General features: G+C 72.0%; 22 protein-coding genes and 1 tRNA gene. 18 read left to right on the top strand and 5 right to left on the bottom strand.

Annotated elements, in window-relative coordinates; genetic code table 11:
- Positions 1 to 42 precede the first annotated feature (42 nt).
- From CEQ11_RS04225 to ilvA, 13 genes are all read left to right on the top strand, one after another.
- Positions 43 to 1,377 carry a thymidine phosphorylase gene (locus CEQ11_RS04225; RefSeq protein WP_088477845.1) on the top strand — a complete coding sequence of 445 codons (1,335 nt, stop codon included), beginning with the start codon at positions 43 to 45 and terminating at the stop codon, positions 1,375 to 1,377.
- Positions 1,378 to 1,393: 16 nt separating this feature from the next.
- Positions 1,394 to 2,035, top strand: a complete 642-nt coding sequence (locus tag CEQ11_RS04230; protein ID WP_088477846.1) for a DedA family protein — start codon at positions 1,394 to 1,396, stop codon at positions 2,033 to 2,035.
- A 54-nt stretch (positions 2,036 to 2,089) separates the two neighbouring features.
- Positions 2,090 to 3,310 carry an adenosine deaminase gene (locus tag CEQ11_RS04235; RefSeq protein WP_193762981.1) on the top strand — a complete coding sequence of 407 codons (1,221 nt, stop codon included), beginning with the start codon at positions 2,090 to 2,092 and terminating at the stop codon, positions 3,308 to 3,310.
- Between the two features lie 53 nt (positions 3,311 to 3,363).
- A complete protein-coding gene (locus CEQ11_RS04240) occupies positions 3,364 to 4,137 on the top strand; it encodes a MazG nucleotide pyrophosphohydrolase domain-containing protein (protein WP_227718735.1) in 774 nt (257 codons plus the stop codon).
- A 56-nt stretch (positions 4,138 to 4,193) separates the two neighbouring features.
- Complete coding sequence (eno, locus tag CEQ11_RS04245) at positions 4,194 to 5,471, top strand: phosphopyruvate hydratase (RefSeq protein ID WP_088477848.1); 1,278 nt, start codon at positions 4,194 to 4,196, stop codon at positions 5,469 to 5,471.
- A 211-nt stretch (positions 5,472 to 5,682) separates the two neighbouring features.
- On the top strand, positions 5,683 to 6,690 hold the full coding sequence (locus CEQ11_RS13085) for a septum formation initiator family protein (protein WP_227718736.1): 1,008 nt from the start codon (positions 5,683 to 5,685) through the stop codon (positions 6,688 to 6,690).
- A gap of 139 nt (positions 6,691 to 6,829) precedes the next feature.
- Entirely contained in the window at positions 6,830 to 8,386 is a 1,557-nt protein-coding gene (locus tag CEQ11_RS13280; RefSeq protein WP_088477849.1) for a DUF501 domain-containing protein, read from the top strand.
- Positions 8,387 to 8,423: 37 nt separating this feature from the next.
- On the top strand, positions 8,424 to 9,845 hold the full coding sequence (locus CEQ11_RS04260; protein WP_088477850.1) for an NAD(P)/FAD-dependent oxidoreductase: 1,422 nt from the start codon (positions 8,424 to 8,426) through the stop codon (positions 9,843 to 9,845).
- 161 nt (positions 9,846 to 10,006) lie between these two features.
- A tRNA-Leu gene (locus CEQ11_RS04265) sits at positions 10,007 to 10,081 on the top strand.
- Positions 10,082 to 10,326: 245 nt separating this feature from the next.
- Positions 10,327 to 11,220, top strand: coding sequence for a Bax inhibitor-1/YccA family protein (locus CEQ11_RS04270; RefSeq protein ID WP_088477851.1), 894 nt, complete (start codon positions 10,327 to 10,329; stop codon positions 11,218 to 11,220).
- A gap of 216 nt (positions 11,221 to 11,436) precedes the next feature.
- A complete protein-coding gene (locus CEQ11_RS04275; protein ID WP_369804911.1) occupies positions 11,437 to 12,423 on the top strand; it encodes an aldose 1-epimerase family protein in 987 nt (328 codons plus the stop codon).
- Positions 12,420 to 13,790, top strand: a complete 1,371-nt coding sequence (locus tag CEQ11_RS04280; protein ID WP_088477852.1) for an AI-2E family transporter — start codon at positions 12,420 to 12,422, stop codon at positions 13,788 to 13,790. The genes CEQ11_RS04275 and CEQ11_RS04280 overlap by 4 nt, the downstream gene beginning before the upstream one ends.
- Positions 13,787 to 15,166: a threonine ammonia-lyase gene (gene ilvA, locus CEQ11_RS04285; protein WP_088477853.1), complete on the top strand. Its 1,380-nt coding sequence runs from the start codon at positions 13,787 to 13,789 to the stop codon at positions 15,164 to 15,166. The genes CEQ11_RS04280 and ilvA overlap by 4 nt, the downstream gene beginning before the upstream one ends.
- Positions 15,167 to 15,324: 158 nt before the next feature.
- Here ilvA and CEQ11_RS04290 read toward each other — a convergent pair whose 3' ends face one another.
- The 3 genes from CEQ11_RS04290 to CEQ11_RS04300 all read right to left on the bottom strand — a co-directional run bounded on the left by CEQ11_RS04290 (position 15,325) and on the right by CEQ11_RS04300 (position 17,582).
- Positions 15,325 to 16,137 (bottom strand): GPP34 family phosphoprotein, encoded by an 813-nt coding sequence (locus CEQ11_RS04290; RefSeq protein WP_088477854.1) that lies wholly within the window; start codon positions 16,135 to 16,137, stop codon positions 15,325 to 15,327.
- Positions 16,138 to 16,338: 201 nt separating this feature from the next.
- A complete protein-coding gene (gene greA, locus CEQ11_RS04295) occupies positions 16,339 to 16,833 on the bottom strand; it encodes a transcription elongation factor GreA (protein ID WP_088477855.1) in 495 nt (164 codons plus the stop codon).
- 281 nt (positions 16,834 to 17,114) lie between these two features.
- Positions 17,115 to 17,582 carry a DUF4307 domain-containing protein gene (locus tag CEQ11_RS04300; protein ID WP_088477856.1) on the bottom strand — a complete coding sequence of 156 codons (468 nt, stop codon included), beginning with the start codon at positions 17,580 to 17,582 and terminating at the stop codon, positions 17,115 to 17,117.
- 245 nt (positions 17,583 to 17,827) lie between these two features.
- Here CEQ11_RS04300 and mca point away from each other — a divergent pair, with 245 nt between their 5' ends.
- A complete protein-coding gene (gene mca, locus CEQ11_RS04305) occupies positions 17,828 to 18,748 on the top strand; it encodes a mycothiol conjugate amidase Mca (RefSeq protein ID WP_088478898.1) in 921 nt (306 codons plus the stop codon).
- 25 nt (positions 18,749 to 18,773) lie between these two features.
- Positions 18,774 to 19,169, top strand: coding sequence for a hypothetical protein (locus CEQ11_RS04310; protein WP_067188109.1), 396 nt, complete (start codon positions 18,774 to 18,776; stop codon positions 19,167 to 19,169).
- Between the two features lie 188 nt (positions 19,170 to 19,357).
- On the opposite strand, the gene CEQ11_RS04315 is transcribed toward CEQ11_RS04310, so the two are convergent.
- The gene (locus tag CEQ11_RS04315) at positions 19,358 to 19,951 is read right to left on the bottom strand and encodes a hemolysin III family protein (protein ID WP_255397937.1); all 594 of its coding nucleotides are present in this window, start codon (positions 19,949 to 19,951) and stop codon (positions 19,358 to 19,360) included.
- 331 nt (positions 19,952 to 20,282) lie between these two features.
- On the opposite strand from CEQ11_RS04315, the gene CEQ11_RS04320 reads away from it, so the two are divergent.
- Positions 20,283 to 21,056: an isoprenyl transferase gene (locus tag CEQ11_RS04320; protein ID WP_067188112.1), complete on the top strand. Its 774-nt coding sequence runs from the start codon at positions 20,283 to 20,285 to the stop codon at positions 21,054 to 21,056.
- A 9-nt stretch (positions 21,057 to 21,065) separates the two neighbouring features.
- Here CEQ11_RS04320 and CEQ11_RS04325 read toward each other — a convergent pair whose 3' ends face one another.
- A complete protein-coding gene (locus CEQ11_RS04325) occupies positions 21,066 to 21,770 on the bottom strand; it encodes a rhomboid family intramembrane serine protease (RefSeq protein WP_088477858.1) in 705 nt (234 codons plus the stop codon).
- A 264-nt stretch (positions 21,771 to 22,034) separates the two neighbouring features.
- Between CEQ11_RS04325 and CEQ11_RS04330 the strand changes: the two genes are divergently transcribed.
- Together CEQ11_RS04330 and CEQ11_RS04335 are read left to right on the top strand one after the other, a co-directional pair.
- A complete protein-coding gene (locus CEQ11_RS04330; RefSeq protein ID WP_227718890.1) occupies positions 22,035 to 23,420 on the top strand; it encodes a PhoH family protein in 1,386 nt (461 codons plus the stop codon).
- A gap of 298 nt (positions 23,421 to 23,718) precedes the next feature.
- Positions 23,719 to 24,237, top strand: coding sequence for an A24 family peptidase (locus CEQ11_RS04335; protein ID WP_088477859.1), 519 nt, complete (start codon positions 23,719 to 23,721; stop codon positions 24,235 to 24,237).
- Positions 24,238 to 24,444: the final 207 nt, after the last annotated feature.

The raw sequence follows: 24,444 nt of genomic DNA on the forward strand, positions 1-24,444 counted from the left end.
TGTCTTCAGAGAACGTCTCCGAGGGAAGGATCCCGAGCCGCCATGACCGACGCCCCCGCCGCCGAGCCCTTCGACGCGATCGAGGTCATCCGTGCCAAGCGCGACGGCCACGAGCTGAGCCGTGAGCAGATCGACTGGGTCGTGGACGCCTACACCCGTGAGGTGGTGGCGGACGAGCAGATGTCCGCCCTGGCCATGGCGATCTTCCTCAACGGCATGCAGCGCCGGGAGATCGCGGAGTGGACGAACGCGATGATCGCCTCGGGCGAGCGCATGGACTTCTCCGGGCTGACCGCCCCGGACGGCCGCAGGCTGGAGACCTCGGACAAGCACTCCACCGGCGGTGTGGGGGACAAGATCACCCTGCCGCTGGCCCCGCTGGTGGCCTCCTACGGGGTGGCCGTCCCGCAGCTGTCCGGCCGCGGCCTCGGCCACACCGGCGGCACCCTGGACAAGATGGAGTCCATCCCCGGCTGGCGCGCCGAGCTGTCCAATGAGGAGATGATGCGCCCGCTCTCTGAGGTCGGCGCGGTCGTCTGCGCCGCAGGGTCCGGCCTGGCCCCGGCGGACAAGCGGCTCTACGCGCTGCGCGACGTCACGGGCACCGTGGAGGCCATCCCGCTGATCGCCTCCTCGATCATGTCCAAGAAGATCGCCGAGGGCACCGGGACCCTGGTGCTGGACGTGAAGTGCGGCTCCGGTGCCTTCATGAAGGACGAGTCCATGGCCCGGGAGCTGGCCCGCACGATGGTGGACCTGGGCCGGGACGCGGGAGTGAACACCACCGCCCTGCTGACGGACATGTCCGTGCCGCTCGGCCTCACCGCGGGCAACGCGCTCGAGGTGCGCGAGTCCGTGGAGGTCCTCGCCGGCGGCGGCCCGGCCGACGTGGTGGAGCTGACCGTGGAGCTGGCCCGCCACATGCTGGCCGGCGCCGGCGTCACCGGTGTGGATCCGGCCGAGAACCTCGCCAACGGCAAGGCCATGGACGTGTGGAACGCCATGATCTCCGCCCAGGGCGGCGACCCGAAGGCCGCACTGCCCACCGCGAAGCACACCGAGACCGTCACCGCCGAGGCGGACGGCGTCCTCACGGAGCTGGACGCGATGGCCGTGGGTCTGGCCGCCTGGCGCCTCGGCGCCGGCCGTGAGCGCCAGGGTCAGCCGGTGCAGTTCGGCGCCGGAGTGGAGCTGCACGCCCGTCCGGGCGACGAGGTCAGGGCCGGGCAGCCGGTGATGACCCTGCACACGGACACCCCGGAGCGCTTCGAGCGCGCCCGGGCCGCCCTGGCCGGCGGCTGGACCGTGGAGCAGGCCGACGCCGAACGCGCCGCCGTCCTGCGGGGCCGCTCCGTCATCCTCGACGAGATCCGCTGAGCGGTCGGGGAAGGTCGTGCTCGCCTGGCTCGAGGAGTTCATCCTCCACGCCGCAGCCCAGTGGTGGGTCCTGCCCGTCACGGGACTGCTGTGCCTGCTGGACGGCATCGTGCCGGCCTTCCCGTCCGAGTCCGTCCTGGTCGCGCTCGCGGCGATCGTGAAGGACGGCCGGCCGTTCGCGCTCACCGCCCTGTGGGCGGTGGGCGCGTTCGGCGCCTTCTGCGGAGACAACCTCGCCTACCTGATCGGCCGCACCGTCGGAGTCGACCGCTGGCGCTGGATGCGTTCCAAAGCCGTGGCCGGGGCCATGGGCATGGCCCGCCGGAACCTGGACCGGCGCGGCGCCTTCCTGCTGTTCACCGCCCGCTTCATCCCTGGCGGGCGCGTCGCCGTGAACCTCACCGCCGGCGCCACCGGGTACTCCTACCTCCGCTTCGTCCTGCTGGACGCGATCGCCTGCCTGTGCTGGTCCGCGTATTCGATCCTCATCGCCCGTGTGACCACCGGCTGGCTGGACTCCCCGCTGGCGAAGGTCGCCGTCTCCCTGGCCGGCGCCTTCGTGGTCGGCCTGCTGCTGGACCGCCTCATCCACCTGGTCCTCAGCCGCCGCGGGCAGGCGGTGGCGCGGCGGACGCCCGGCACCGGCCCCACGTCCTGAGCCGGGGATCGTCCGGCTCCCGGCCCGTCCGGCCCCTGCCGTAGACTCCGGGACGTGACTGAGAGCATCCCCACCGCCGACGCCCCGAGCCCCCTCGAGATCGACCTCGCCGCCCTGCCGAAGGTCTCCCTGCACGACCACCTGGACGGCGGCCTGCGCGTGGCCACCGTCCTGGAGCTGGCGAAGGAGGCCGGCACGCCGGTCCCGGCCGAGACCGAGGAGGAGCTGGCCGCCTGGGTCCACTCCCACGCCAACGGCGAGTCCCTGGAGAAGTACCTCGAGGTGTTCGCGCTGACCACCTCCGTCATGCAGACCCGTGAGCAGCTGCGCCGCGTGGCCCGCGAGTTCGTCGAGGACCTCGTGGAGGACGGCGTGGTCTACGGAGAGATCCGCTGGGCGCCCGAGCAGCACCTGGAAGGCGGCCTGACCCTGGACGAGGCCGTCGAGGCCGTGCAGGAGGGGCTGGACGAGGCCGTCGCCGCCGCGGTGGACAACGGCCAGGACATCTCCGTCGGCCAGCTCATCACCGCCATGCGGCACGCGGACCGCGCCCAGCAGATCGCGGAGCTGGCCGTGCGCCACCGGGACCGCGGCGTGGTCGGCTTCGACATCGCCGGCCCCGAGGCCGGCTTCCCGCCGTCCCGCTTCGCGGACACCTTCACCTGGCTGGCCGCCCACCACCTGCCGGCCACCGTGCACGCCGGTGAGGGCGACGGCCTGGCCTCCGTGCAGGACGCGCTCGTCAACGGCCGTGCGCTGCGCCTGGGCCATGGCGTGCGCATCGCCGAGGACATCAGCGTGGAGTACGGCGCGGTGGACGAGGACGGCGCGCAGCTGGACGCGGACACCGGCCTGGTGGAGCTCGGCCCCACCGCCGCGTGGGTGCGGGACCGTCAGATCGCCCTGGAGGTCTGCCCGTCTTCGAACCTGCAGACCGGTGCCGTGGACCCGGCCGCCGGCATCGAGGGTCACCCGGTCGACATGCTGGTCCAGCTCGGCTTCCGCATCACCGTGAACACGGACAACCGCCTCGTCTCGGACGTCTCGCTGACCGATGAGCTGTACCTGCTGGCCGAGACCTTCGGCTACAGCCTGTCCCAGCTGCTGGAGTTCCAGCTCAACGCCGCCGAGGCCGCGTTCCTGCCGGTCGAGGAGCGGGAGGAGCTCGCCGAACTGCTCGTGGCCGCCTGGAACCCGGTGATCTCCGGCTCCGGGGACGCCCCGCACCTGGCCGAGCTGCCGGACGACGAGCCCGCCGACGCCGAGCAGGACTGACGCAGCAGCGTCTGACGAGCGTGGGTGCCCGGGTCGACCATCTGGTGTGGGTGGTGGCACAGCTGCGCCTCCACTGCCCCTGGACCCGGGCGCTCACACATGAGCAGCTGACGGAGTATCTCGTCGAGGAGGCCTACGAGGCCGTCGAGGCGATCGAGACCGGCGCGGACGAGGACGCGCTCCGCTCCGAGCTCGGAGACGTGCTCTTCCAGGTGGTCCTGCACTCGGCGATCGCCCAGGACCGCGGTGCCTTCGCCATGGAGGACGTGGCCGAGGCGATCACCGCCAAGATGCTGCGCCGCAACCCGCACGTGTTCACCCCGGACGGCGCCCTCCGCCGGCCGGACGAGCTGCGGGAGATCACCGTCGAGCAGCTCGAGCGCCAGTGGGAGTCCATCAAGGCCGCCGAGAAGGCCGCGGCCTCCTCAGCCCCGCCGGCCGCACCGCCCTCCTGCGCACCCGGCCCCGCTCCCGAGGGGAGCGGGCAGGCGGGGGAGGGGACCGTCGTCGGGACGCCGGGGGAGGACCTGCCGGGGCAGACCCGCGCAGCGGACGCGGCCCTGGCAGACCTGCTCGCCTCCCTGCCCGCGCACCTGCCGGCGCTCGCCGCCGCCGGCAAGGCCGTCGACCGCGCCGCCCGGCGCGAGCCGAACCCGCTGCCGGCCCCCACCCAGACCCCGGACCACCTGGCCGAGGCGCTCGCCGACGAGGCGGCGCTCGGCGAGGCGCTCTTCGCCCTCGTCCGCCACGCGCGGGCGGCGGGGCTGGACCCGGAGCGCGCGCTGCGGCGGCGGCTCAGGGGTCCGGGCCCGGACCCCGCGCGGTAAGCTGGCAGGCGTAGGCCACCGGACACCCCCCCACCGCATTCAAAGGAGACTGCTCCATGGCTCTGATCGACGCCATCCAGGCCCGTGAGATCCTCGATTCCCGCGGCAACCCCACCGTCGAGGTGGAGGTGCTGCTGACCGACGGCTCCGTCGGCCGCGCCGCCGTCCCGTCGGGCGCCTCGACGGGCGAGTTCGAGGCCGTCGAGCGCCGTGACGGCGACAAGGGCCGCTACCTCGGCAAGGGCGTGCAGGACGCCGTCGCCGCCGTCGACGAGATCGCCGACGAGCTCGAGGGGGCCTTCGCCGAGGACCAGCGCGCGGTCGACTACGCCATGCTGGACCTGGACGGCACCCCGAACAAGGGCAAGGTCGGTGCCAACGCCATCCTCGGCGTGTCCATGGCCGTGGCCGTGGCCGCCGCCCAGTCCGCCGAGCTCCCGCTCTTCAAGTACCTGGGCGGCCCGAACGCCCACGTGCTGCCGGTGCCGATGATGAACATCCTCAACGGCGGCGCCCATGCCGACTCCAACGTGGACATCCAGGAGTTCATGATCGCTCCGATCGGCGCGCCGACCTTCAAGGAGGCCCTGCGCTGGGGCGCCGAGGTCTACCACGCCCTGAAGAAGGTGCTGCAGGACAAGGGCCTGGGCACCGGCCTGGGCGACGAGGGCGGCTTCGCCCCGAACCTCGAGTCCAACCGTGCCGCCCTGGACCTGATCGCCGAGGCGGTCCAGGCCGCCGGCTACACCCTCGGCGAGGACATCGCCCTGGCCCTGGACGTGGCCTCCTCCGAGTTCTGCGAGAACGGCCGGTACACCTTCGAGGGCGAGCAGCGCTCCGCCGAGCAGATGGCCGCCTACTATACCGAGCTGGTGGACAACTACCCGATCGTCTCCATCGAGGACCCGCTCGACGAGAACGACTGGGCGGGCTGGCAGCTGCTCACCGAGTCCCTCGGCGGACGCGTCCAGCTCGTGGGCGACGACCTCTTCGTGACCAACGTGGAGCGCCTGCAGCGCGGCATCGACGAGAAGGCCGGCAACGCCCTGCTGGTGAAGGTCAACCAGATCGGCTCCATGACCGAGACCTTCGACGCCATCTCCCTGGCCCAGCGCCACATGTTCCACTGCATGATCTCCCACCGCTCCGGCGAGACCGAGGACACCTTCATCGCGGACCTGGCCGTCGCCACCAACGCGGGCCAGATCAAGACCGGCGCCCCGGCCCGTTCGGACCGCGTGGCCAAGTACAACCAGCTGCTGCGCATCGAGGAGGAGCTGGGCGACGCCGCCGTCTACGCCGGCCGCACCGCCTTCCCGCGCTTCCAGGGCTGAACCACTGACGCAGTGACCCCGCCCCGCCGGTGACCGCCGGGCGGCAAGGGGACACACGAGGGCCCCACGCTGCGAGCGTGCGGGCCCTCGGTGCGTCCGGGACGGGGCCGCACGGGCCGTGCGGTCCGGCGCGTCAGCCCGGCTGCCGTCCAGGTGCGGCGACTACCCTGGGGACATCCCCGCCCGTGACCTCCTCGAAGGAGCCCGCCCCATGGTGAGCCGCCGCCCCCGCATGCCCCGCGTGCCCGGTGCCGAGCGTGCCCGGGCGGAGGCCGCCGAGGCCGAGCAGGCCAAGGCGGCGGCGGACGACGCCGTACGGCGCAGGGCCGCCGAGACCACGGAGGACCTCGCCGCCGAACACAGCGCCGCGGACGGCGAGACGGCGAAGGAGAACGCGACGTCGGCGGGCGAGCGGTCGACGGGCGGGGACGTCGTCGAGCTGCGTCGCGCCGCGGACGCCGCCGAGACCTCCGTCGGTGAGGACGCCGCCGGCATCGTCGCCGAGCGCGAGGTGAAGGACTCCGCCGAGCACCCCGGGAGAAACGGGGAGGACCCGGAGAAGGACGGGGAGACGGCAGGGGGAACGGACGCGCCCGCGTCCACCGCCTCCTCCCGCATCGCCACCGAGCCGGGCCCGAGCGTCTCCCGCCTGCGCCCCGCAGGCGGTTCTCGCGGCGCCGGATCGGCCTCCGATTCCCGCCCGTCCGCCCGGTCCCACACCGCCGGGGCCCGCCCGGCCGGCTCGCCTCAGCGCCGCCTCGGCCCGGGACGCACGCCCGAGCAGGCGGCCCAGGATGTCGCCCGCCGCCGCCAGCCCGCCCCGAAGCCGGTGCCGGCGCGATCCGTCACCGGTCGCTCGCTGGTGGTGATCGCGGTGATCTTCATCGCCGCCACCCTCATGGCCCCGACGCTGCGGGTGTACCTGAACCAGTCCCTGGAGATCGCGGCCGCCGAGCAGGACATCGAGGACCAGCAGCGGCAGAAGGCCGAGTACGAGGAGCGGATCGCCCGCTGGGAGGACCCGGACTTCGTGCGCCAGCAGGCCCGCGACCGCCTGGACCTGGTGATGCCGGGGGAGACCCTCTACATGGTCACCGGCCAGGATCGGATCGAGGAGGTCCCCGAGGAGACGGACGACGCCCAGGAGGAGCCGGTGAACGAGCACCTGCCCTGGGCCGAAGGCCTCTGGGACTCCGTGGTCCGCGCCGCCACCGAGTGACCGGGGTCGGCCTCCACTCCGGCGGCCGGGACCTCCGACCACCGCACAGCCCGCGGGCCGGCACCGATGCCCGGCACCACAGCACCGAACCGCACAGCACCGAACCGCACACCTTCCGCACCCTGACGAGGACCCCCACATGAACACCGCTGACCGCACCGTCACCGAGCAGGACCTGGACACCCTGTCCCTGCAGCTGGGCCGACCTGTTCGAGACGTCGTGGAGATCGGCGCCCGCTGCGTGTGCGGCAGCCCGTTGGTGGCCACCACGGCCCCCCGCCTGTCCAACGGCATCCCGTTCCCCACCACCTTCTATCTGACGCACCCGGTGCTCACCGCGGCGGTGTCCCGTCTCGAGGCGGACGGGGAGATGACCCGCATGAACGAGCGCCTCGCCGAGGACGCCGAGCTGGCCGCCGCCCACCGCGAGGCGCACGAGGCCTACCTGGCCGAGCGTGACCGCATCGGTCGGCTCTCCGGCGTGGGCGAGGTGAAGGAGATCGCCGGCATCTCCGCCGGCGGCATGCCCGAGCGCGTCAAGTGCCTGCACGTGCTGGTCGGCCATTCCCTGGCCGCCGGACCCGGCGTCAACCGCCTCGGCGACGAGACCCTGGAGAAGATCGCTCCGTGGTGGACCCCGCAGGCCTGCCGCTGCGACGGCGCCTGGGACGCCTCCGCCGAAGTCCCCACCAAGGATCTGTCCCGCCACGTGAAGCACCTGGAGAAGGTCGAGGCCCTGAAGAAGGTCACCGTGGCCGGCATCGACTGCGGCACCAACTCCATCCGCCTGCTCATCGCCCGACCGGACGAGCAGGACCCGGAGACCCTGGTGGACGTCGTCCGTGAGATGACCATCGTCCGCCTCGGCGAGGGCGTGGACGCCACCGGCGAGTTCTCCGCCGCGGCCCTGGAGCGGACCTTCGCCGCCGTCGACGCCTACGCCCGCCTGGTGCAGCGTCACCACGCCGGTGCCGTCCGCTTCGTGGCCACCTCCGCCACCCGGGACGTGCAGAACCGCCAGGTCTTCGTGGACGGCGTGACACAGCGCCTCGGCGTGGAGCCGGAGGTCATCTCCGGCGCCGAAGAGGCCTCCCTGTCCTTCCGCGGCGCCGTCTCCGCGCTGCCGCCCGGCCTCGACCCGCAGGACCGCGTCCTGGTGGTGGACCTCGGCGGCGGCTCCACGGAGTTCGTCGTCGGCACCGCCGCCGGCGAGGTCCTGGACGCCGTGTCCACGGACATGGGCTGTGTGCGCTTCACCGAGCGCTTCCTCCCGGACGCCGGCCCCACCGAAGACCAGGTCGCCGCCGCCACGGCCGGCGTGGACGAGATCCTGGACCACGTCGCCGGGCGACTTCCCCTCGAGACGGTGAGTGCCGTCGTCGGGGTGGCCGGCACCGTCACCACGGTGACGGCCCACGCCCTGGGCCTGGAGGACTATGACTCCGAGCGGATCCACGCCACCGTCCTGCCTGTGGACGAGGTGACCGCCTCGGCCCGCGCCCTGCGCTCCGCCTCCCGTGAGGAGCGCGCGGCGATGGGCTTCATGCATCCGGGCCGCGTGGACGTGATCGGGGTGGGCGCGCTGATCTGGTCGCGCATCGTCGAGCGCATGCGTGAGGTCGCGGGCGTGACGGACGTCGTCACCAGCGAGCGTGACATCCTCGACGGCATCGTCCTGTCCATGAAGGACCACTGATTTCCAGCCGCCCCCCGGTGGTCCTAGAATCAGTGGCATGACTGTCACCCCTGATCTTTCTCCCAAGCCCCGACTCCTGGTGGTCGGCGGCGGCTACGCCGGCTTCCACATCGCCAAGTCCCTGCAGACGAAGATCAAGGAGCGCGGCGGCGTCGTGACCGTGGTCGACCCGCTGCCGTACATGACCTATCAGCCCTTCCTGCCGGAGGTCGTGGGCGGTCACATCGACGGCCGTCACGCCGTCGTGGACCACGCCACCCACCTGAAGGACGCCGAGCTCGTGCGCGGCGCCGTGGTGAAGGTGGAGCACGCCCGCCGCACCGCCACCGTGCAGGGCCCGGACGGCTCCGAGTTCGAGGTGCCCTACCAGGACATCGTGATGACCGCCGGCGCCACCACCCGTACCTTCCCGATCCCGGGCCTGGCCGACGCCGGCATCGGCCTGAAGACCGTCGAGGAGGCCGTCGCCCTGCGCAACCAGATCCTGGAGCGCCTGGACGCCGCCGCCCGCATGACCGACGGCGAGGAGCGCAAGCGCGCCCTGACCTTCGTGGTGGTCGGCGGCGGCTTCGCCGGCGTGGAGGCCATCGCGGAGATGGAGGACCTGATCCGCAACGCCGTCTCCCGCAACCCGCAGCTGTCCCAGTCCGAGGTCCGCATCGCCATGGTCGAGGCCATGGGCCGCATCATGCCGGAGGTCTACGAAGACCAGGCCGAGCAGGTCGTCGAGCACCTGCGCGGCCGCGGCATCGAGGTGCTGCTGAACACCTCCCTGGGCAACGCCGAGGGTGGCGTCCTGGAGCTCATCTCCATGGCGGACAAGTCCGTGGTGGAGCGCTTCGGCGCGGACACCCTGGTCTGGACCGCCGGCGTGGCCGCCAACTCCGTGGCCAAGTCCACCGACTTCCCGGTCGAGGAGCGCGGCCGCATCGAGGTCACCGCGACCCTCCAGGTCAAGGACGGCGAGAACGGCGTCCTCGAGGGCGCCTGGGGCTGCGGCGACGTCTGCGCCGTGCCGGACCTGACCGGTGCCGGCCCGGGCGGCATGTGCGTCCCGAACGCCCAGCACGCCGGCCGTCAGGCCAAGCGACTGGTCGCCAACTACCTGGCCGTGCGCCACGGCGAGGGCGAGGTCCAGGAGTACGAGCACAAGTCGCTCGGCGCCGTGGCCGGCCTCGGCTTCGGCAAGGGCGTCGGCAACCCGATGGGCGTGAAGCTCTTCGGCCCGCTCGCCTGGCTGGCCCACCGCGGCTACCACGCGATGGCCCTGCCGCAGCTGGAGCGCAAGGCCCGCGTGCTCGGCGGCTTCGTCATGGAGACCGTCTTCGGCCGTGACACCACCGCCGTGTTCGACCTGGAGCGTCCGCGCAACGCCTTCCTCAAGGCCGCCGGAGGCACGCCGGTCCTCGGCCGCTTCGCCAAGAAGCAGCTGGAGGACAAGGAGAAGGCCTCGGCCTGATCCGGTGAACACCACCCCCTGACGTCGCCTCCCGTGCGGGGCGCCTCGGGGGACCACGACGACGGCGGCCTCCCCTGTCGCAGGGGACGGTCGCCGTCGTCGCATTGTCGCCTCCTCAGCGGCGCGCCCCACGGTGCGTCTGTCAGGGGAGCGACGGCCACGCCCCCGTGGCCCAACTGGCAGAGGCAGGCGACTTAAAATCGTCTTCGGTGCGGGTTCGACTCCCGCCGGGGGCACGCGACCTGACGTCGGGACATCAGGCATGCCGGGCGCCCACGGCGGGTCCGCCGCGGCCGCCGCCGTCCGCTCTCTGTGAACACGGTGTCCCAGGATGCAGAGAATTCGTCCGGTGACCTGCCCGGACGCGCGGAGGACCGGTAGACTTCCAGACAGGAAAACGTCCCGCCGTCCGCCGACGGGTGCCTCACGCAGACGCAGCCGCGGCACGGTCCGGGCCGAGTCGATCGTGAAGGAGCACACCGTGACGAACCCGGTGATGAACAGCCGCAACTTCCAGGAGCAGATGGGCGGCGGACAGCAGCCCGGCTGGTACGGCGGCGGTCAGCAGACCCAGCAGAACCCCTACGTGCAGCAGGGCCAGGGCGGCCCGTACGGCCAGCAGTACCAGGACCAGTACGCGGCCACCCAGTACGCCCAGCAGCAGGGGCGCGAGCAGCGTCTCGAGGACATGTACAACGCCCCGGCCGCCCACGCGGGCGACACCGGCCGCATGACCTACAACGACATCATTGGCAAGACCGGCATGTGCCTGGTCCTGGTGGTCGTCGGCGCCGTCGTCGGCTGGATGTTCCCGAGCATCGGCATCGTCGGCGCGATCGTCGGCCTCGTGCTCGGCCTGGTCAACTCCTTCAAGAAGGAGCCGTCCGCTCCGCTGATCCTGGCCTACGCCGGCGCGCAGGGCCTGTTCCTCGGCGCCCTGTCCATGATGTTGGAGTACCAGTTCTCCGGCATCGTGATCCAGGCCGTCCTGGCGACCCTCTCCGTGTTCGCCGTCGTGCTGGCCCTGTACTCCTCGGGCAAGTTCCGCCCGACCCCGAAGATGACCAAGATCTTCATGGTCGCCATGCTCGGCTACCTGGCGTTCAGCCTCGTGAACCTCGTGGTGTCCCTGCTGGGCGTCACCGACGGCATGTTCGGCCTGCGTGACGGTCCGATCGGCCTGATCATCGGCGCCATCGCCGTGCTGCTGGCCTCCTACTCGCTGGTCATGGACTTCAGCATGGCGGAGCAGGGCGTCCGCAACGGCGCCCCGCAGAAGTACTCCTGGACCGTGGCGTTCGGCCTGACCGTCACCCTGATCTGGCTGTACGTGGAGATCCTGCGCATCATCGCGATCCTGCGCAGCAACGACTGACACACAGAGCCCGGCCGGCACCTGCCGCCTCCGGCCCCGGAGCCCCCGTCCTCCCCGGACGGGGGCTCCGTCGTGTCTGGGGATGTGGGAGGCGGACGTGAGCCTGTCCACAGTCCGGGCCGCGGGGTCGCCCCGCCGCGCGCACAGGCGTAGCCTCAACCAGAGTCCGTTCTCCGGCCGCATCGGTCGGAGAGCACCAGGGGTGAGGAGAGAGACGTGGAGCCGAACGAGCAGGGATCGCTCGCGGAGGACACCGCCGCCACCGGCATGCAGTACCGCCTGGAGCGGGGTCGCGCCGAAGCGGTCGTGGTGGGCCTGGCCGGCGCGCTGCGCACCTACCGCGTGGGCGGCGAGGACCTCACCGAGCCCTACGACGAGGACACGATCCCGCCGGCCGGCAACGGCATCCAGATGACGCCCTGGCCCAATCGCGTGGCCGACGCGCGCTGGGAGCTGGACGGCCGGACCCAGCAGCTGGACGTCACCGAACCCGCCCGTGGCCATGCCAGCCACGGCCTGCTGCGGAACACCCAGCTGATGCTGGAGTCCAAGACCTCGCATCGGGTGAGTCTGCGCGGCGAGATCCACCCGCAGCACGGCTGGCCCTTCCGACTCACCCATCGCGTCTCCTACACGCTGGAGGCGGACGGCTCCCTGACCGTCGCCCAGACGCTCACCAACCACTCGCCCCAGGCCGCCCCCGCCGCCTTCGGCAGCCACCCGTTCCTGCGGCTCGGGGACGTCCCCTCAGCCGAGCTCACCCTCACCGTGGACGCGGAGCGATGGATCGAGGCCGACCCCCAGACCCTCATCCCGGTGGGCACCCGCGAGACCTCCGGCACCGCATTCGACTTCCGGCAGGGACGGCAGGTGGGCTCCGCTCCGCTCGATGTCTGCCTCACCGGTCTCACCGCTGCGGAGGGCGGCCGGCACGAGGCCCGTCTCACCGCTGCCGACGGCCGCACCCTGACCCTGTGGTCCGACCCCGTGTTCGCCTACACCCACGTGTTCGTCACGGATCGCCTGCCGGGCCGTGACGCGGCCGTCGCGGTGGAGCCGATGACCGCCCCCGCCGACGCCCTGAACTCGGGACAGGGCCTGCGCTGGCTTGAGCCCGGGCAGAGCCTCACCGGCTCCTGGGGACTGATCCCGCCGGCCGGCGAGGACACTGCCGACACCGACGAGAGGACCACCCGCCGATGACCACCCCCGCCTCCACCGCACGCCGCGTGGACCGCGACGTCCCGTACGGCCTGACCGTCGCCGCCGCGTGGTCGTGGCGCGTGATCGTCATCCTGGTCATGGCCGGTGTGCTGATCTGGCTGCTCAGCCACGTCAGCCTCTTGGTCATCCCCGTGATCGTGGCCGGACTGCTCGCCACGCTGCTGAGTCCGGTCTACCGGTGGATGGTCGGCATGCGGACCCCGCCGATCCTGGCCTCGCTGCTGTGCGTGCTGCTGCTGATCGTGGTGGTCCTGGGCCTGCTGTTCCTCTCCGGACAGCAGCTGGCGGTGGGCTTCGCGGACATGTCCGAGCAGGTCGGCCAGGGCATCGAGGCCGGACGTCGCTGGCTCGAGTCCACCGGCATCCCGATGCCGTGGCAGGAGGGCAACGGCGGCTCCAGCGTCCAGGACATCCTCAACACCGTGCGGGAGAACTCCAGCACCATCATGGGCCGTGCCATCTCCTTCGGCTCCACCGCCGCCAACCTGCTGGCTGGCACCGTCATGGCGCTGTTCACCCTGATCTTCTTCCTCTACGACGGCGGCCGCATCTGGGCGTTCATGCTGCGCTTCGTCCCGGCCGCCCGCCGGAACGCGATCGACAACGCGGGCCACTCCGGCTGGCGTGCCCTCGGCTCCTACGTGCGGGTGCAGATCTTCGTGGCCTTCGTGGACGCCGTCGGCATCGGCCTCGGCGCCTGGCTGCTGGGCGTGCCGCTGGCGTTCCCGCTGGCCGTGCTCGTCTTCCTGGCCTCCTTCATCCCCATGGTCGGCGCGGTCCTGACCGGCGCCCTGGCCGTCCTGCTGGCCCTGATCACCAACGGCATGTGGAACGCCGTCTTCATGCTCCTGGTGGTGCTGCTCGTCCAGCAGCTCGAGTCCAACGTGCTCCAGCCGCTCGTGATGGGCAAGGCGGTCTCCCTGCACCCGCTGGCCGTGTTCCTTGCCGTGGCCGGCGGCTCCGCCGTCCTCGGCCTGGTCGGTGCCGTGTTCGCGGTGCCGCTGCTGGCCTTCGTCAACGCCTTCGTCCGCGGCCTGACGGGGGAGGGCCCGCATGTGGGCGTCGACGACGAAGCGCTGACCCTTGAACCGGGCGACGAGGCCCGCAGGCTGGCCCCGGACGGGGACCTTGCCGAGGATGGGCCGGACCACGCGGAGCGCCGGGAGAAGGCCCTCGTGGCCTCGCACGGGATCGCGGCGGAGGAAGCGGCTGTGGACGCCGGCATCGACCCGTTCGAGCGTCGCCGGGACGGCGAGGACGCGGGCGAGCCCGGCGCCGGCCAGGATGCAGAGCGCGGCGACGACTCCGTAGGCTCCCGCCGCGCCGAGGACGCGGGCCGCGCATGAGCATCGCCCGCCGTCGCCCCCGTCCAGACGAGCTGCCCCGCTGGGTCCGCCCGGCCGTGCCCGCCGGTACCGGCGCGACGTCGCAGGCCTCTGCGTCCGGCTCCAGCTCCGGCTCCGGCGCGCAGTCCGGCGCCGCCCCCACGCTGCCGGTGACCCTGGCCGACGTTCGGGCCGCCGCCGAGACTCTGCGGGACACCGCCCTGACCACCCCGCTGCTCACCGCCCGCGCCCTCGGCCGGGACGTGGGCACCGAGGTCTACTACAAGTGCGAGAACCTGCAGCGGGCAGGCTCCTTCAAGGTCCGCGGCGCCTATGTCCGGATGGCGCTGCTGACGGAGGAGGAGAAGTCCCGCGGCGTCGTGGCCGCCTCGGCCGGCAACCACGCCCAGGGTGTGGCGCTGGCCGCCCGCCGGCTCGGCATCCATGCGCGCATCGTGATGCCGCGCGGCGTGGCCCTGCCGAAGCTGCAGGCCACCCGGGACCACGGTGCCGAGGTCGTGCTCTACGGCACCACCGTGGACGAGTCCCTCGCCGAGGCCGAGCGCTACGCGGAGGAGACCGGCGCGGTCTTCATCCACCCCTTCGACAACCCGGCGATCATCGCCGGGCAGGGCACCGTGGGCCTCGAGATCCTCGAGCAGCTGCCGGACGTGGACACCGTGATCATGGCGATCGGCGGCGGCGGTCTGCTGGCCGGGGCGGCGATCGCCCTCAAGGAGTCCGCCCGCGAGGCCGGGCGTGAGATCCAGGTGATCGGCGTACAGGCTTCGGACGCGGCCGCCTATGTCAGCTCGCTCGAGGCGGGTGGCGTGCAGTCCCTGCAGGGTGTGAGCACCATCGCCGACGGCATCGCGGTGGGCCGTCCGGGGGCCGTGCCGTTCGAGGTCATCAGTTCCCTGGTGGACGCCGTGGTGACCGTGACCGACGACGAGATCGCCGAGGCCATCGTGCATCTGATGGAGCGTTCGAAGCTCGTGGTGGAGCCCGCCGGCGTCGTCGGCGCGGCCGCACTGCTCTCCGGGCGCGTGGGCGCCCTGGGGGTGGACCTCGGCAAGACCGCCGTGGTGCTCTCCGGCGGGAACATCGACCCGATGCTCATGCTCAAGTCCATCCAGGTCGGCCTCGCCTCCAACGGCCGCTACATGGGCGTGCGCATCCCGTTGCGGGACCGCACCGGCGAGCTCGCCACCATCTCCCGGCTCATCGCGGACGCCGAGGCGAACGTGGTCCGCGTGGACCACACCCGCGTGGGCCCGGAGTTCTCCATGGGCGGCGTGCACATCACCATCGACATGGAGACCCGCGGGCACGAGCACTCCGAGCACGTGCTCGCCGCGCTGCGCGAGGCCGGCTACGCCCCCGAGCAGCTGTACTGACACCGGCAGCTGTACTGACACCGGCAGCTGTACGGACGCCGGCAGCTGTACTGACACCGACCGTCGCGTACACGACGAGGGCCGCACCGGACATCCGGTGCGGCCCTCGTGGCGTCACGGCGTCGGGGGACTCGGCCCCTGCCACCCGGCGGTGCGGCTCAATGCTCGGCCTTCTGCGGGCCGGCGGCCTGCTTGGCCTTCGCCGCCTTCTCGGCCTCCTGCTCGGCGGCGTGGGACTTCGCGGCGGCCTCGTCCACCGTGGCGGCGCGCTCGGTGTCCTCGGCCGGGCTGCCGGAGGAGGCGTCCTCGTGGCTCTGCAGGGTCTCGAGCGTGGCCGGGAGGGCTGCTGCGGCGGTGTTGCCGGCGAAGGAGGAGGTGGCGGCACGCAGGGCGCGCACGTGGCGGTCGTCCCGGGTGAGGCGGTTGATGCGGCGGCTGAGCTCACGGCGGCCGTGCTCGGCCTCGGCGCCGGGGATGAGCACACGGGCGATGTTCAGCGCGTCCAGGGTGCCCAGCAGCAGGGAGGTGGACGGGGTCATCGCCTCCTCGGACTGAAGAGCGGTGCGGACCTCGTCGATCACCTCGTCGCGGGCGCGGGTGGACTCCGGGCGGATCTCGGTGTTGAGCAGGCCCTTCTTCTCCTTCACGAGCGTGCCGCGCTCGATCAGGTGCTTCTCCAACGGCTTCTGCACGGCCGGCTTGCCCTTCTTCACGAGGGCGTGAAGCGGTGTGCCGTCCAGGCCGTCGACCTGACCCAGCACGGCATCCAGGACCGGGTGGCCGGTGGTGCCTGCGGACACGACGCGCACGCGGGCCTGCGCCGGCTCCGCGTCCTGCTCGACGGCCACGATCCCGGCGTCGGCCAGGTCGACCAGCGCGGCGGCGGCGAGGGCGTTCTTGTGCGCTTTCGGGGACTCGACGGTGCCGTCCGGGCGGGTCAGCATCAGGTGCATCTTCTCAACGGTGAGCATGCACTCAACCTAGCAGTGGGCACCGGGCTCGGCAGAGCCCGGGCGCACGGTACGTCCCCGCGTGCTCGTCCTCCCGGCCCCGCCCGCTGTACGACGACGGCCCCTTGCCCTCCCGTCCACGGCAGGTGCCGCGGAACGGGGGAGGGGAGGGGCCGTCGTCGTGGTTCCGTCCGGCAGGGACGGTCAGCCACGGGGAGGGGATCAGGCGCGGTAGAGCTGGACGTCCAGGATCTCGACCGTGATCTCCTTGCCGTTCGGGGCCGTGTAGGAGACCTGCTCTCCCTTCTTGGCGCCGTTGATGGCCTCGCCGAGCGGGGAGCGCTCGGAGTAGACATCGAGCTTCTCGCCGTCGTCGGCGATCTCGCGGGAGCCGAAGAGGAAGGTCATCTCGTCGCCGGCGACGGTCGCCTTCACCACGGTTCCCGGGTGCACGTGGCCGTCGTTCTCGGCGGCCTCGCCCACGGTGGCGGTCTCGAGGAGGTGCTTGAGCTCGGCGATGCGGCCCTCGTTCTTGGACTGCTCCTCGCGGGCGGCGTGGTAGCCGCCGTTCTCCTTCAGATCGCCCTCCTCGCGGGCGGCCTCGATGCGGTCGATGATCTCCTGGCGGTACGGGCCGGAGATGTGCTCGAGCTCCTTGGAGAGGCGGTCGTAGGCCTCCTGGGTGAGCCACGGGGCGTCGGCAGAGTTCGTGGTCATGCTGACTCCTTCCATTCGGGTCGGTGCCCGGTTCTTCGTCAGGCACTCGTGGGCGTCGGCGCCTGCACTGCCTGCAGATGACAAGAACCCCGCCGGTGTGTCCGGGCCGTGCGGTCCGCGGTCCGTTCCTCGACCACGTTCCGACGTCCACCGAGAGACACATGCGTTCGGCGGGGCAGAAAGCGCTGGGTCCGACTATACCAAGTGGGGTGAGCCACAGGGATCTGTGACGGCGCTGAGCCGCCCTTGTCAGCCGCGGGCGAAACCCCGGTGGGGGCGCATCAGAGCGAGCGGCAGGTGTGGACCACGCCGGTGTTGCCGCGGACCACGGTGCGCACGTCCACGGTGTAGGTCCAGGTGTCGTCGCCGGGGGCGGAGCGCTGCCCCGGCTCGAGCCCGGAGACCAGCACGGTGCGGAAGCCGACGGGTGCTGCCTGGGCGTCCTGGACCTCCACGTCGCACTCGGCCTGGGTGTCCGCAGGCGCGCTGACCTGGAAGGTGACGCGGGTCAGGTGGTCGTCCACCACCTCGAAGCCCACATCCTTGTAGGTGATCTTGCCGATGGAGGTGGAGAGCGCGAACCAGGTGGTGATCAGAACCGCCGCCACGACCGCGAGGGCGGCCACCAGGCGCACACGCCGCGAGACCCCTGCGGACGGGCGCCGTTGAGCGCCTCCGTAGCGGTTGGCTAGGCTTTCCTCCGGCGTGTCGCCGGTGGAGGCGTGCGGTGCAGCGGTGGGAGAGGCCATCGGCACCAGCCTACCGTCGGGCGGACCCGCGCCGCGTTGCCCCACGGCATCGTGACGGGTCCGGCCAGGCCGCCGCACATCCGTTCCCGTCAGGAGTCCCGCCCGTGAGCGACAAGCACACCGCAGACCCGGCCGTCCCCTCGGCCGGCGGCATCCCGGTCGGCCACACCGGCCGCCACAGCGTCTCGGAGGCGGTGGAGGCGCGCCCGGGCGCCACCGTGCCGCCGTCCCCGGGCCTGCGCCTGATGGCCGTGCACGCGCACCCGGACGACGAGTCCTCGAAGGGCGCCGCCATGATGGCCGCCTACGTGGACGCCGGGGCCGAGGTCATGGTGGTCACCTGCACCGGCGGCGAGGCCGGGGACCTGCTGAACCCGCTCTACGAGGACACCGTGGCCTGCGACCGGGACATCACCGCGGTGCGCCGCGTGGAGATGGCGGAGGCCCAGGCCGCCCTCGGTGTGGAGCACGAGTGGCTGGGCTTCCACGACTCCGGTCTGCCGGAGGGCGACCCCGTCCCGGAGCTGCCGGCGAACTGCTTCGCCATGACCCCGCTGGAGACCGCCGCCCTGCCGCTGGTCTCGCTGATCCGCCGCTTCCGCCCGCACGTGCTGATCTCCTATGACGAGGTGGGCGGCTACCCGCATCCGGACCACGTGATGTCCCACAAGGTCACCGTGGAGGCCTACCGCACTGCGGGCCTGGCGGACGAGTACCCGGAGGCGGGGGAGCCGTGGGAGGTCTCCAAGCTCTACTACGACCGCGCCTTCAACCCGGCGAAGTTCCGCACCCTGCACGAGGCCTACACGGCCGCCGGCGAGGACTCCCCGTTCGCCGACCGCCTCGGCTGGTACGAGAAGATGGAGCGCCTCCGCGAGGTTCGCGCCCGGCAGGCCGCCGGCGAGGACATCCCGGACCCGGAGGACGCCCCGGCCTGGTTCATCCCGGACCACGCGGTCACCACGCAGATCCCCGTGGCCGACTACCTGGAGCGCCGGGACGCCGCGCTGCGCGCCCACCGCACCCAGGTGGACCCCACCGGCTTCTTCTTCGCCGCCCGCAACGAGGTGCTGCGCGAAGCCTGGCCGTGGGAGGACTACGTGCTGATCGACTCCCGCGTGGAGGTCGACCTGCCGGAGCACGACCTCTTCAACGGCGTCCGCTGACGGCTCGCCGGTAGACTGGACCGCTGTGACGACCTGGACCTGTCTGAACTCCGCCCTGCTCACGCTGCAGGCGCAGGCGCCCTCCCCCGCGGTGCCGGAGCCGAGCCTGCGCCCCGGCCTGGACGAGGCCGACATCACCCCGGGCGTGGTGGGCTTCCTGTTCACCGCGCTGATGGTGGTCATGGCGATCATCGTGCTGCGTCTGATGGTGCGCTCCGTGCGCCGCGTGCAGCTGCGCTCGCCCGAGGCCGAGGAGATGCTCGTCGAGCGCAACCAGCCGCGCCTGACGGCGGAGCAGCGCACCGCCGGCGAGGGCATCGATGCCTCCGGTGAGGACCGCCTGCAGCGCCTGCGCAAGAAGTACCCGGGCTACCTGGACGAGCCCACCCCGGAGCCGCAGGAGCCGGACACCGGCCGCTGAGTCTCCACCCCAGATGCGCTGAGGGCGGAGGGCTGCCACGGCCCGGCGTTTCGGGGAAGAGACACGGTCGCCCGGTAGACGCGGCCCGGTGCCGCCACGGCCTCGCGTTTCGGGGAAGAGACACGGTCACGTTCTGCGATCTCAACACCGTGTCTTGCCCTCACTTGCGCAGGGGTGACGCCGTCCCGTCAGCCGGCCCCGAGCACGCCGAACATGATCGCGATGTAGTGGCAGACGAAGCCGCCCACCGTGAAGGCGTGGAACAGCTCATGGAAGCCGAACCACTCCTTGTGGAGGGACGGCGCCTTGAACGCGTAGAACACGGCGCCCACGATGTACGCGGCACCGCCGGCGCAGATGAGAACGGCGGCCGGGACGTTCGCGGCGAAGAAGTCCCCGATGTACAGCAGCGCCGCCAGGCCGAGGCACACGTAGACGGGCGTGTAGAGCCAGCGCGGGGCGTGGGTCCAGAAGACGCGGAACAGCACGCCCACGATCGCGCCGCCCCAGACCAGGGACAGCAGCAGGAGGGCCTTGTCCTGCGGCAGCAGCGCGATGGACAGCGGCGTGTAGGTGCCGGCGATGACCAGCATGATGTTGGTGTGGTCCAGGCGCTTGAGCACCAGGGAGACCTGCTCGTTCCACTGGACGAGGTGGTAGGTGGCGGAGACGCCGAACAGCAGCAGGCCGGTGGTCGAGTACACCACCGAGGCCCAGGTCAGCGCAGTGCCGGGGGCGAGGACGATCAGCACGATGCCCGCGACCAGCGTCAGCGGCACCATGACGGCGTGGATCCAGCCGCGCAGACGGGGCTTGAACAGGGGGTCGGACGGGTCGGTGACGCGGGCGATCCGCCAGCGCGAGGGCGGGGCCACGGCGTCGTCGGCGACGGGGGCCAGGCGATCGCCGGCCACGCGTCCGTCATCGTCCGTGGCGAGCGCCCCCGTGGTGGGGATGTCAGGACGGGTGCTCATGGCCCCATTCTTCCACCGCCGCCTGGGCGTGGGCCGCGTATTCTGTCCATGACCGGATGCGCGTCCGCGTGGCGACGCCCGGGTGAGCCCGAGCGGGCTTCGAACCGAGCAGGCTTCGAATCAGACAGGAGTGGTCCGCGTGCGCCAGCCCGAGGTCGTCTACCGCATGTACGAGCGGCGCCTGGCCCAAGACCTGGACCCGGAGCGCATGCCGCGGCACATCGGCGTGATGGTGGACGGCAATCGCCGCTGGGCCCGGGCGTTCGGTGCCTCCACCCAGCAGGGCCATCAGGCCGGTGCGGACCGGATCATCGAGTTCATCGGCTGGTGCGACGAGCTGAGGATCCCGGTGGTCACCCTGTACATGCTGTCCACGGACAACCTGGCCCGGGATCCGCAGGAGCTGGCCCCGCTGCTGGAGATCATCAAGACGACGGCCCGGAGGCTGGCTGAGCCGCAGGACGGCCGTCTGCGGGCTCGGGTGCAGCCGGTGGGTGCGGTGGACCTCCTCCCGGAGGACCTGGCCGCGTGCCTGACTGCCGTGGCCGAGGAGACGAAGGACAGCGAGGGCATCCACATCAACGTGGCGGTCGGCTACGGCGGCCGCCGGGAGATCGTGGACGCGGTGCGCGAGCTGCTGGTGGAGGCGGACGCGCAGGGCCGTTCGGCGGCGGACGTGGCCGCGGAGCTGTCCGTGGACCAGATCTCGGACCGTCTCTACACGCGCGGCCAGCCGGACCCGGACCTGGTGATCCGCACCTCCGGCGAGCAGCGTCTGTCCGGGTTCCTCATGTGGCAGTCCGCGTACTCGGAGTTCTACTTCTGCGAGGCCCTGTGGCCGGATTTTCGGCGGGTGGACTTCCTCCGCGCGCTCCGGGACTACGCCTCCCGCCAGCGCCGCTTCGGGGCCTGACCGACCGCCTCAGCGGATGCCGGCGCGCATCTCGGCCCGCTCGAGCCAGGACGGGCCGCGCTCGCGGCGGTCCTTGCGCCCCCACAGCAGGGCCAGCACGAGCCCGGCGAGGAAGCCGGCGATGTGTCCGGTCCAGGACAGGCCGGCCTGCGGGATCATGCCGAGGAGGGTGCCGCCGAGCAGCGGTAGGGAGACCAGCAGGGAGACCACCACGGCGATCCAGCGCCGCGCGACGATGCCGTAGACCAGCAGGAACGCGGTGAACGCGTAGACGATGCCGGAGGCGCCGATGTGCACGCCGGGGGTGCCGATCAGCCAGTTGATCAGGCCGGAGCCGAGCCAGGTCCAGAGCATGAGCCGCAGCGGGCGCCGGGAGACCACGGCGGCCACGGGGGAGAGCACGAGCAGGGCGGTGGTGTTGCCGATCAGGTGTCCCCAGCCGCCGTGCAGCAGCGGGGAGAAGAGGATGCCGTCCAGCCCCTCGAGCCGGCGCGGGATGAGGCCGAACCCGGACACCAGGGCGCGGCCGCCGACCATGCCGAGCAGCCCGCCGAGCCACATGAACGCCAGCAGGAACACGGACGGGGCGAACCAGCGGACCAGGTGGTCGCGCCACGGGGGGCGCTCGCGCACCGAGCCGTCGCGTCCTCGGGGCGCGGGCTGGTCGCCGAAGCCGACCGAGTCGAATCGGTCGGGGCTGTGGTGGTGGGTCATGTCGGCCTCCTGCGGTCCAGTCTAAGCAGACGCCCGCGCAGGTCTTCGCCTGCACCGAACGCTGCGGTCACCGGCCCGTCACCGCCGTCACCGGGGCTTCACGCGACATTCATCCGGTGTGTCTGACGGGGCCGGTCCACCCGCTTCTAGCGTGAGAGGCATCCGGACAGGCAGGGGCGTCGAGGCCCCGGCGAGGAGGCACACGTGCAGCAGACCACCCATCCCGTCCAGGCCGGCGAGGAGCGCGGCCGAGACCGCCTCAGCGTGGGAGAGCGGACCTATGTGCTGGACACCTCGGTGCTCCTGTCCGACCCGCGGGCGCTGCTGCGCTTCGCCGAGCACGAGGTGATCCTGCCGCTGGTGGTGATCTCGGAGCTGGAGCACAAGCGGCACGACCCGGACCTGGGCTACTACGCCCGCTCCGCGCTGCGCCTGCTGGACGAGCTGCGCACGCAGCACGGCGGGCTGTCCCAGGATCTGCCGCTGAACCCGGAGGGCGGAACGCTGCGGGTGGAGCTGAACCACATCTCCACGGACGTGCTGCCGTTCGGCATCCGCGGCACGGACAACGACTCGCGCATCCTGGCCGTGGCCAAGTCTTTCGCGGACGAGGGACGGGACGTGACGGTGGTGTCCAAGGACCTGCCGATGCGTGTGAAGGCCTCGGCCATGGGCCTGGCCGCGGACGAGTACCGCAACGACCAGGTGAAGGACTCCGGCTGGACCGGCACCGTGCAGCTGAGCGTGGAGGAGGCCGCTGTGGCCGCCCTGTACGAGGACGGGTCGGTGGACCTGGAGGACCTCCTCCTGCCGGCCGTCTCCGGCTTCTCCCTTCCCGACGACGGCGCCCTCACCTCCACGGGGCTGCTCACCGTGGGCGGGGGCCTCGCCTCGTCCGACGACCTGCCGGTGAACACCGGGCTGGTGCTGACGAGCCCGCGAGGCTCGGCGCTGGCCCGCGTCGGGCAGGGCGGTCGTGCCCACCTGGTGCAGGGGGACCGGGAGGTCTTCGGCCTGCAGGGCCGCTCGGCGGAGCAGCGACTGGCGATCGACCTGCTCACGGACCCGTCCGTGGGCATCGTGTCCCTGGGCGGGCGTGCCGGCACCGGCAAGTCCGCCCTGGCCCTCTGTGCCGGCCTCGAGGCCGTGATGGAGCGGCGCGAGCACCGCAAGGTGGTCGTGTTCCGCCCGCTGTACGCGGTGGGAGGCCAGGAGCTCGGGTACCTGCCCGGCAGCGAGGCCGAGAAGATGAACCCCTGGGCGCAGGCGGTCCACGACACGCTCTCGGCCGTGGTCTCGGAGAACGTGATCGACGAGGTGATGGACCGCGGGCTCGTGGAGGTCCTGCCCCTGACGCACATCCGCGGGCGCTCCCTGCACGACTCGTGGGTCGTGGTGGACGAGGCGCAGTCCCTCGAGCGGAACGTGCTGCTCACGGTGCTCTCCCGCATGGGCCGGAACTCCAAGGTCGTCCTCACCCATGACGTGGCGCAGCGGGACAACCTGCGGGTCGGCCGGCACGACGGCATCGCGGCCGTGGTGGAGACGCTCAAGGGGCATCGGCTGTTCGGGCACATGACGCTGACCCGCTCCGAGCGCTCGGAGATCGCCGCTCTGGTGACCGAGCTGCTCGAGGAGCGCGGCCGCTGAGCTCCCCGGAGAAGACGCCGCAGACGTGAAGAAGACCCCGGAGACGTGAAAAGGGGCCGCTGCACCGCAGCGGCCCCGGGCGGGGGTGCTCGGCCCCGTGGAGGGGGGGGATGTGGGGCCGAGGAAGCCCGCCACCATGGCCCCTTGAAACGGGATCGAGGCCATGGGTCTTTCACGGTCGAACCGGATGTCATTCCGTGTCCGACTCCCATTACTCTAGCCGCCTGTGGGCAGACCGTGCAACAGTCTCTGTGGACAGATCACCTCCGAATCCGCTGTGTCTGGCAGAGTGGGGTCCATGGGGTGGAACGCGACGTCCCGAGGATGGGGGACGGCCGTTGCGGGAGCGGCCGAGAGCGGCCTGATCGCGGGACTGGCCTGGGCGGCCGTGTGCGCTGCGGTCCTGTTCGCCACAGATCTTCGTGAGCACCGGCTCCCGAACCGCTGGACCGGGGCGCTCGCCGTCGGGGGAGTGCTGACAGCCGTCCTGGTCGCAGCGCTGTCCGCGGACGCGTCCGTGCTGCCGACGTCCCTGCTCTGCGGGGCCGGCTACCTGGTGGCGATGCTCGGGCTGCACCTGCTCACCCGAGGCGGCCTCGGCATGGGGGATGTGAAGCTCGCCGGTGGCCTCGGCCTCTATACGGGTGTGCTCGGCCCCGGCGCCACCGTGGCCGCCGGAGTGCTCGCGATCCTGCTCGGCGGGCTCGTGGCGGCCGTCCTCGTGCTGCTGCGCCGGGCACGGGCCTCCACACACCTGCCGTTCGGGCCGCCCATGCTCATCGGCGCCGCGGCGGTGCTGTCCACCGCCTTCCTCTGAGCCTGCCCACCGCCTTCCTCTGCGCTCTGAGCGGCGCACGATGCGTCGGCCGGCACCGACCTCGGGATGAGACTCGCCATGGCCGGTACGGCGTCGGGTGACGGTGCGGCAGCCGGCGAGCGGCCGTCGTCGTGAAGAGGCCCGGTACACGCGCAACGGCGCGGTCCCTCAAGAAGGGACCGCGCCGTCGCAGCGGGACAGGTGCCG

The organism is Micrococcus sp. FDAARGOS_333 (assembly GCF_002206575.2).
Classification (GTDB): Bacteria; Actinomycetota; Actinomycetes; order Actinomycetales; family Micrococcaceae; genus Micrococcus; species Micrococcus lylae.

Excerpts from the sequence above, each read along its gene's own strand:
- CEQ11_RS04225 (WP_088477845.1), top strand. The coding sequence starts at position 43 with ATGACCGACGCCCCCGCCGCCGAGCCCTTCGACGCGATCGAGGTCATC.
- eno (WP_088477848.1), top strand. The coding sequence starts at position 4,194 with ATGGCTCTGATCGACGCCATCCAGGCCCGTGAGATCCTCGATTCCCGC.
- CEQ11_RS13085 (WP_227718736.1), top strand. The coding sequence starts at position 5,683 with ATGGTGAGCCGCCGCCCCCGCATGCCCCGCGTGCCCGGTGCCGAGCGT.
- CEQ11_RS13280 (WP_088477849.1), top strand. The coding sequence starts at position 6,830 with ATGAACACCGCTGACCGCACCGTCACCGAGCAGGACCTGGACACCCTG.
- CEQ11_RS04260 (WP_088477850.1), top strand. The coding sequence starts at position 8,424 with ATGACTGTCACCCCTGATCTTTCTCCCAAGCCCCGACTCCTGGTGGTC.
- CEQ11_RS04280 (WP_088477852.1), top strand. The coding sequence starts at position 12,420 with ATGACCACCCCCGCCTCCACCGCACGCCGCGTGGACCGCGACGTCCCG.
- ilvA (WP_088477853.1), top strand. The coding sequence starts at position 13,787 with ATGAGCATCGCCCGCCGTCGCCCCCGTCCAGACGAGCTGCCCCGCTGG.
- CEQ11_RS04290 (WP_088477854.1), bottom strand. The coding sequence starts at position 16,137 with ATGCTCACCGTTGAGAAGATGCACCTGATGCTGACCCGCCCGGACGGC.
- greA (WP_088477855.1), bottom strand. The coding sequence starts at position 16,833 with ATGACCACGAACTCTGCCGACGCCCCGTGGCTCACCCAGGAGGCCTAC.
- CEQ11_RS04300 (WP_088477856.1), bottom strand. The coding sequence starts at position 17,582 with ATGGCCTCTCCCACCGCTGCACCGCACGCCTCCACCGGCGACACGCCG.
- mca (WP_088478898.1), top strand. The coding sequence starts at position 17,828 with ATGGCCGTGCACGCGCACCCGGACGACGAGTCCTCGAAGGGCGCCGCC.
- CEQ11_RS04315 (WP_255397937.1), bottom strand. The coding sequence starts at position 19,951 with ATGGTGCCGCTGACGCTGGTCGCGGGCATCGTGCTGATCGTCCTCGCC.
- CEQ11_RS04325 (WP_088477858.1), bottom strand. The coding sequence starts at position 21,770 with ATGACCCACCACCACAGCCCCGACCGATTCGACTCGGTCGGCTTCGGC.
- CEQ11_RS04335 (WP_088477859.1), top strand. The coding sequence starts at position 23,719 with ATGGGGTGGAACGCGACGTCCCGAGGATGGGGGACGGCCGTTGCGGGA.